Annotated in this window: 7 protein-coding genes; all 7 read right to left on the bottom strand. The window is 36.4% G+C overall.

Features of this window, described 5'->3' with window-relative positions; all coding sequences use genetic code 11:
* Positions 1 to 102: 102 nt before the first annotated feature.
* The 7 genes from ACZQCL_RS04535 to ACZQCL_RS04505 all read right to left on the bottom strand — a co-directional run bounded on the left by ACZQCL_RS04535 (position 103) and on the right by ACZQCL_RS04505 (position 7474).
* Positions 103 to 1137 (bottom strand): threonine aldolase family protein, encoded by a 1035-nt coding sequence (locus ACZQCL_RS04535; RefSeq protein WP_288522549.1) that lies wholly within the window; start codon positions 1135 to 1137, stop codon positions 103 to 105.
* Between the two features lie 62 nt (positions 1138 to 1199).
* Entirely contained in the window at positions 1200 to 2750 is a 1551-nt protein-coding gene (locus ACZQCL_RS04530) for an acyl CoA:acetate/3-ketoacid CoA transferase (protein ID WP_227990912.1), read from the bottom strand.
* A gap of 21 nt (positions 2751 to 2771) precedes the next feature.
* On the bottom strand, positions 2772 to 3551 hold the full coding sequence (locus ACZQCL_RS04525) for an enoyl-CoA hydratase-related protein (protein ID WP_331865600.1): 780 nt from the start codon (positions 3549 to 3551) through the stop codon (positions 2772 to 2774).
* A 63-nt stretch (positions 3552 to 3614) separates the two neighbouring features.
* Positions 3615 to 4451, bottom strand: a complete 837-nt coding sequence (locus tag ACZQCL_RS04520; protein ID WP_118114494.1) for a 3-hydroxyacyl-CoA dehydrogenase family protein — start codon at positions 4449 to 4451, stop codon at positions 3615 to 3617.
* A gap of 20 nt (positions 4452 to 4471) precedes the next feature.
* Positions 4472 to 5503 carry an electron transfer flavoprotein subunit alpha/FixB family protein gene (locus ACZQCL_RS04515; protein ID WP_337618008.1) on the bottom strand — a complete coding sequence of 344 codons (1032 nt, stop codon included), beginning with the start codon at positions 5501 to 5503 and terminating at the stop codon, positions 4472 to 4474.
* Positions 5504 to 5518: 15 nt separating this feature from the next.
* Positions 5519 to 6313, bottom strand: a complete 795-nt coding sequence (locus tag ACZQCL_RS04510; protein ID WP_337618009.1) for an electron transfer flavoprotein subunit beta/FixA family protein — start codon at positions 6311 to 6313, stop codon at positions 5519 to 5521.
* Positions 6314 to 6334: 21 nt separating this feature from the next.
* Entirely contained in the window at positions 6335 to 7474 is a 1140-nt protein-coding gene (locus ACZQCL_RS04505) for an acyl-CoA dehydrogenase (RefSeq protein ID WP_003865002.1), read from the bottom strand.
* Between the last annotated feature and the right edge of the window lie 209 nt (positions 7475 to 7683).

Here is a 7683-nt window from a genome sequence, read left to right as displayed (position 1 = left end):
ACTCCTTATAAATTTCCCCATTCCATCGAAAAAAAGAGATAAAGTTCAAATCAAAAAGAATGGTATACTAGGCTGGACCTATCGTTCGAACCTAGAATGATACTATTCTTTTTTTTCGATTGCTTGTTCTAAATATGTGATCAATGCATTGACTTCATCTTCACTTGTATGCCAACTTGTCACAAATCGAATGACATAGTGATCATCGCATTTTTCCCAGATTTCAAAATCAATGTTTTCACTTAAGAATTGGTATTGTTCCTTTGATACATTCACAAAAATCTGGTTTGTATCACTCTTCATGAATAAGGCATAGCCAAGTTCTTGTAGTTTAGATTGAATTTTCTGTGCTAAAACAACCGATTGTTTGGCATATCCAAAGAAAGCATCGTGCTCAAATAAGCCTAAGAATTGAATGCCTAAAAGCCATCCTTTGGCAAGCATTGCCCCATTTTGTTTCATCACAAAACGGAAATATGGCTTTAATTCAGGATTGGAGATGACAACAGCTTCTCCCATTAAAGCTCCATTTTTTGTACCGCCAATATAGAATACATCACAAATATTGGCAAGGTCATTTAAAGTATAATCTACAGTGGATAAGGCAACGCCTAGTCTTGCACCATCCATCATTAAATATAGACCTAATTCATCGCAAACCGTACGAATGTTTTTTAATTCGTCTAATGTATACACCGTTCCATATTCTGTGGCATTGGAAATATAAACCATTTTTGGATAAACCATGTGTTCATATGAAAGCATATGTGTATCAAATACTTTACGAATATCGCTAGGATTGATCTTTCCAGCATAATTATTTACCGGAATTACTTTATGTCCTACAGCTTCAATCGCACCCGTTTCATGGGTGGCGATATGTCCTGTATCACAGGCAATCACGGCTTCAAATGGTTTTAAGCAAGCTTTGATGATGGTTTGGTTAGTAATCGTTCCTCCAACTAAAAAGTGGATATCTACATCGTAGTCTGGAATATGTTTTTTAATGGTTTCTTTGGCATTTTGACAAATCGCATCCATACCATATCCAGTAAAAGAATGACCATTGGTAGTATTCATATATTCCATGATTTCTGGAATACATCCTTGGCCATAATCATTTCTAAAAAATAACATTTTTATCAACTCCCAAAACCATTGTAACACAAAAAACAGGTCATTTGACCTGTTTATTCAATTTATTCTTCTTTTAAACCCATGATTTCATCCGTAAATAGACGTGCATCCATCAACTTCAAATCTTCAGCGATGTATGGCTTAAATTCCATTTGATCTAATACATCTTTTTGTAAATCTACACCTGGAGCGATTTCGATCAATGTTAATTTACCATCAATTAACTTAAATACGGCACGCTCAGTGATATATAAGACTTTTTGACCTGTTTCATTCGCATAATCGGCTGAGAAAGTAACCTGTTCAATATGGTTTTTGAATTTTTTAATATGTCCTTCTTGATCAATTGTCAATTTACCATTACCAATTGTTTCTTTTAAACCTTTAGCTGTGAATGTTCCACAATAAACGACAACTGGTGATGTTTGGGTAATATTAATAAATCCACCACATCCTGCAATTTTTGGTCCAAAACGAGAAACGTTGATATCACCTTTTGAATCACATTCAGCAAGTCCTAAGAAGGCTTGGTCTAATCCACCACCATCATAAAAGTCAAACTGATATGTTTGGTCAATGATTGCGTCTGGGTTTGTACATGCACCAAAGGCAGTTCCATTCATTGGAACACCACCGATTCCTCCAGCTTCTACAGTCATCTTAAGTCCTGGTAAACCTTCTTCATTGGCAACATTTGCGATACCTTCTGGCATACCAATTCCCAAGTTGATAACAGCTGATGGATCCAATTCCATAGCAGCACGACGACAAACAACTTTACGTGCATTTAATGGCATTGGTTCAATTGAATCAACTGGTACACGAATTTCACCACAGAATGATGGATTGTATGGATCTGAGTAAGTTTGCCAGTGATTTTCTGGATCTGCAACTACGATTGCATCCACATAAATACCTGGAATCTTAACATCCATTGGTTTTAATGAACCGCGTTCTACAACTTTTTCTACCTGTAGAATAACTTTACCACCACTGTTTTTAACAGCTTGGGCAATACTGATTGAATCTAGAGTAGCTGCTTCTTTACACATTGAGCAGTTTCCATCTTCATCGGCATATGTACCACGAATTAAAGCAATATCCAATGGGAATGATTTATAACGTAACCATTCTTCTCCATCCATATTGATTAATTCAACTAAGTCTTCTTTAGTGCGTTCATTCATTTTCGCACCTTCTAGACGTGGGTCAATAAATGTTTTCAAACCAATTTTAGTTATAACACCAGGACGGTGTCCAGCAATTTCACGGAACATCAAACTGATGGTTCCTAGTGGTAAGTTGTATCCTTCTACTTTATTTTCAAAAACTAATTTTTGGAAAGTAGGAATCAATCCCCAGTGACCACCAATAATTCTTTTTAACAATCCTTCGTGACCCATGTGGTTCAATCCAAGATCAGGTGTTCCATCTCCTACACCGGCAGAGAACATAACTGTTAAATCTCTTGGGTGTCCAGTTTCTAAGAAACTCTTTTCAATGGCAACACTAAGTTCTTGAGGGTGACCCATCCCAATAAATCCACCAACACCAATTTTATCGCCATCTTTGATCAAACTGATGGCTTCTTGGGCTGACATTACTTTTGACATTTAAATCATCCTTTCAAATAATTATTTGTTTTTAAATTCTTTTTCTTTTACTTTATTTACGAAGCATTCCATTCCGTAAGTTTGATCTTCTGTTGCGAAGCAATCCGAGAAATCTTTTACTTCGATAGCGATAGCTGAATCCATATCTGTTTGAAGTCCAGCGTTAATTGCTTTTTTAGCTTGAGCAACAGCGATTGGAGCGTTCTTGCAGATTCCGTTAGCCATCTTTAATGCAGTTGCCATTAAGTCTTCTTGAGGAACTACCGCATTTACTAATCCAATAGACAATGCTTTATCCGCTTTAATGTTACGAGCCGTAAAGATCATTTCTTTAGCAATTCCAGCAGGTACTAAACGAGCTAAACGTTGAGTTCCACCAAAACCTGGAGTAATTCCTAATCCTACTTCTGGTTGTCCAAATACAGCATTTTCAGCTGCAATACGAATATCACAAGCCATGCTTAATTCGCATCCACCACCTAATGCGAAACCATTTACGGCTGCGATTACTGGGCAGTGTAAAGTTTCAATTTGACGGAAGATTTTGTTTCCGTAAGCTCCATATTCAGCAGCTTCTTCAACAGTTTTGTCTTTCATTTCAGCAATATCCGCACCAGCAACAAATGATTTGTTTCCAGCACCTGTGATAACTACACAATAAGTGTCTTTATCCGCTTCTACTGTATTCACAGCTTCTTCTAAGTCGTTTAATACAGCTGTGGATAAAGCGTTTAATGCTTTTTCACGATTAATTGTGATAATTGAAACGTGACCTTGTTTTTCTAATAATACGTTTTCCATGATTGTTCTCCTCTATATTTAAATAAAAAGTGAAACAACGAGTGTTTCACTTTAGTTATTTCACTAGTTGTAGCTGTAGAATCCTTGTTTAGTTTTTTGACCTAATTTTCCAGCACGAACCATTTTCTTTAATAATGTACATGGACGATATTTAGGATCTCCTGTTTCAGTATATAATACTTCCATTACATCTAAAACAATATCCAATCCAATTAAGTCACCCAAAGCCAATGGTCCCATTGGGTGGTTAGCTCCAAGTTTCATAGCTGTATCGATATCTTCAACACTTGCCAATCCTTCTTGGTAAATGAAGCAAGCTTCATTAATCATTGGGATTAAGATACGGTTAACTACGAATCCAGGTCCTTCAGCAACTTCGACTGGAGTTTTTCCTAATGATTTAGAGTATTCGATGATAGCTTCTTTTGTTTCAACTGGAGTGTTTTCACCAGAAATAACTTCAACTAATTTCATACGATCAGCTGGGTTAAAGAAGTGCATACCGATAACGTTGTGTTTGATTCCGTTAGCAATTTCAGTAACACTTAAACTTGAAGTGTTTGTTCCGAAAATGCAGTCTTCTTTACAGATTTCATCTAAAGTCTTGAATAAGTCTTTTTTGATTTCCATTTTTTCAAGAACAGCTTCAACGATTAAATCGCAGTCAGCTAAGTCTTTGTATTCACCAGCAGTTAAGTTAGCTTTGATACCTTCTGCTTTTTCAGCAGTTATTTTTTCACGAGATACTAATTTATCTAATTTAGCACCAATTTTGTTGATACCATTTTGTGCCCATTCGATTTTAATATCACATACAGTTACATTGTATCCAGCTGTAGCAAATGCATTGGCAATACCTTGCCCCATTGTTCCAGCACCAATAACACCTACATTTTTCATTTTAAATATGCTCCTTTTTATTATTCAGCTTTTGCAGCTTTAATTGATTCTACTAATAAAGGTAATACAGTTGCGCAATCTCCAACGAATCCCATGTTAGAAATATTGAAGATTTCTGCTTGAGGGTCACGGTTGATAGAGATGATCAAGTCTGATTTATCCATACCAGCACAGTGTTGTACAGCTCCAGAAATACCGCAAGCGATATATAATGAAGGACGTACAGTCTTACCTGTTTGACCTACCTGACGATCTTTGTCTAAGAATCCATCTTCAACAACAGCACGTGTACAGCAAACTACTCCACCTAATTCGTCCGCTACTTTTTGAAGTACATCTAAGCAGTTTTCAGCACCACGACCAGCACCTACTAAGATGTCAGCTTTTGTGATATCTACATCAGCTTTTACTTTTTCGATTACTTTTTCTACAAATACTTGAGGATCTGTAGTTGTCCAAGTTGGTGTGAATTCTTCAACTTCACCAGTACGGCTAGTATCTGTTGGGGCCAATTCGAATACTTTTGGTCTAATTGTAGCCATCTGTGGACGAGTGTCTTTACATACGATTGTACCGAATAAGTTACCACCGAATGTAGGACGAGTTACGTCTAATAATGATTCACCAGTTTCTTTAGCATATTCTAAGTCAACTTCAATCTTAGTAGCATCTGCAGTTAAACCAACGTTTAAACGAGCAGCTACACGTGGTGCTAAGTCACGTCCTAAAGGAGTGGCACCAGTTAACAATGAATCTGGTTTGTGAGCTAAAACAACTTGTGTTAAAGCATCAGCATAGAATTGAGTTGAATAGTCTTTTAATAAAGCATCATCAACAACGATTACTTTGTCAGCTCCATGACTAATAACTTCTTGAGCTTTTTCTTTTACATTTTCTCCAAGCAATACACCAACTACTTTGTATCCAAATTCAGGGATAGAAGCAACTAGTTTTCTTGCTTCTGAAATAAGTTCATAACTTACTTCTGCAATGTTTCCGTTTTCTTGTTCAACGAAAACGAAGATATCTTTATATTCTTCAAATCGAGCCATTCTACTTCATCCTCCCTACTTTGTAATGATTTGCTTTTCTTTCAAAGTCTTAGCAATCAAATCTGCAGTTTCCTGCTCAGACAATGTGAATACTTCTGTTTTATCAGTAACGTCTTTTGTGAAAGTAGTCTTAACTGATGTAGGAGAACCCTTGAAACCAACTGTTTCAGGATCAATTCCTAATTCAGCATTTGTTAAAACTTCGATCTTGTCTTCTTTACACAAATCAACGATATTGTCACATTGCATGTAACGAGGTTTGTTCATTCCTGATAATGTTGTGATAACACATGGCAACTTAGCAGTTACGATTTGTTCAACATCTTCTAATGAACGTTTTACTGTGATTGAATCTTCTTTTACTTCTAAGATTTCATCTACGTAAGTAATTTGAGGAATATCCAAACGTTCAGCAGTTTGAGGTCCTACCTGAGCAGTATCACCATCGATAGCTTGACGACCAGCGATAACTAAATCGAATCCTACTTTTTTCAAAGCAGCAGCTAAAGCGATACTTGTAGCACATGTATCAGATCCACCTAATACACGGTCTGTTAATAAAACACCTTTGTCAGCACCCATAGCTACGCCTTCTTTTAACATTTCAGCAGCTTTAGGTAATCCCATTGTCATTACAACAACTTCAGTGTCAGGGTTTTTATCTTTTAATTCCAATGCAGCTTCCAAACCAGCTAAATCATCAGGGTTTGTGATTGCAGGAACACCGTCACGAATTAACGCACCCGTTTTTTTATCAACTGTAATTTCAGTTGAATCCGGAACTTGTTTTTCTAAAACAACGATTTTCATTTTTCAACACCAATTCCTTTCTTACTTCAACATAGCGCCAGAGATAACCATACGTTGTACTTCTGAAGTACCTTCGTAGATTTCAGTGATCTTAGCATCTCTAAACATTCTTTCTACTGGTAAATCACGAGTATATCCGTATCCACCTAATAATTGGATAGCCTTAGTTGTAATTTCCATTGCTGTTTCAGCAGCGAATAATTTTGCTTCAGCTGCCAATTGAGTATAAGGACGACCTTCTTGTTTAGCAGTAGCTGCAGAGTATACTAACCAACGAGCTGCATCTGTTTTTGTTTGCATATCAGCTAATTGGAATTGAGTGTTTTGGAATTTAGCGATTGGACGACCAAATTGTTTACGTTGTTTTACATAAGCAACTGCTTCGTCGATAGCACCTTGAGCAATTCCTAATGCTTGAGCAGCGATACCAATACGTCCACCATCAAGTGTCTGCATGGCAATCTTGAATCCCATACCTTCTTTTCCTAATAAGTTTTCTTTTGGAATACGTACATTATTGAAAATTAATTCACATGTAGCAGATCCACGAATACCTAATTTCTTTTCGTGAAGACCGAATGTGAATCCTGGAGTTCCTTTTTCAAGAATGAAAGCAGAAATTCCACGAGTTCCCTTTGTTTTGTCTGTCATGGCAAAAATTACATATACATCAGCTTCTCCAGCATTTGTAATGAAGATTTTTGTACCATTGATAACATATTCGTCACCATCTAATACAGCTGTTGTTTGTTGTCCAGCAGCATCAGTACCGGCATTTGGTTCAGTTAAACCAAAGGCAGCTAATTTCTTACCTGTACATAGATCTGTTAAGAATCTTTGTTTTTGTTCTTCAGTACCAAATTGAGCAATTGGCCAAGTACCTAATGAAGTGTGAGCTGATAAAACTACACCACTTGTTGCACATGTTTTAGACAATTCTTCGATTGCTAAAATGTAGCATAAATAATCTGCGCCAGCTCCTCCATATTCGCGAGAATAAGGAATACCAAGCATCTTAGCTTGACGCATCACTTCTACAGATTCCTTAGGGAATCTTTCGTTTTCGTCAACATCCGCTGCGTTTTCTTTTACTTCGTTTTGCGCAACTTCTCTGAACAACTTTTGCATCATTAATTGTTGTTCTGTTAAATTGAAATCCATAAATGAAGTTCTCCTTTCCAGTTTTCTTGAACTATTCGAATTAGGACATCGATAGCATGAGAAAGTATGTTAAACTTTTCACACAGTCATATTCTACATACTTTTTTGAGTGTCGTCAATGATTTTGTTAATGTTTTAACAAATTGTTTTAAACACAGATTCTTATTAATATATATAAAGTATTTTTAACATGTGAAAATATAAACAAG

It is taken from the genome of Holdemanella sp., from assembly GCF_056804935.1.
Note: the sequence above shows the minus strand (reverse complement) of the source record. Positions and strands in the feature narration are given on the sequence as shown.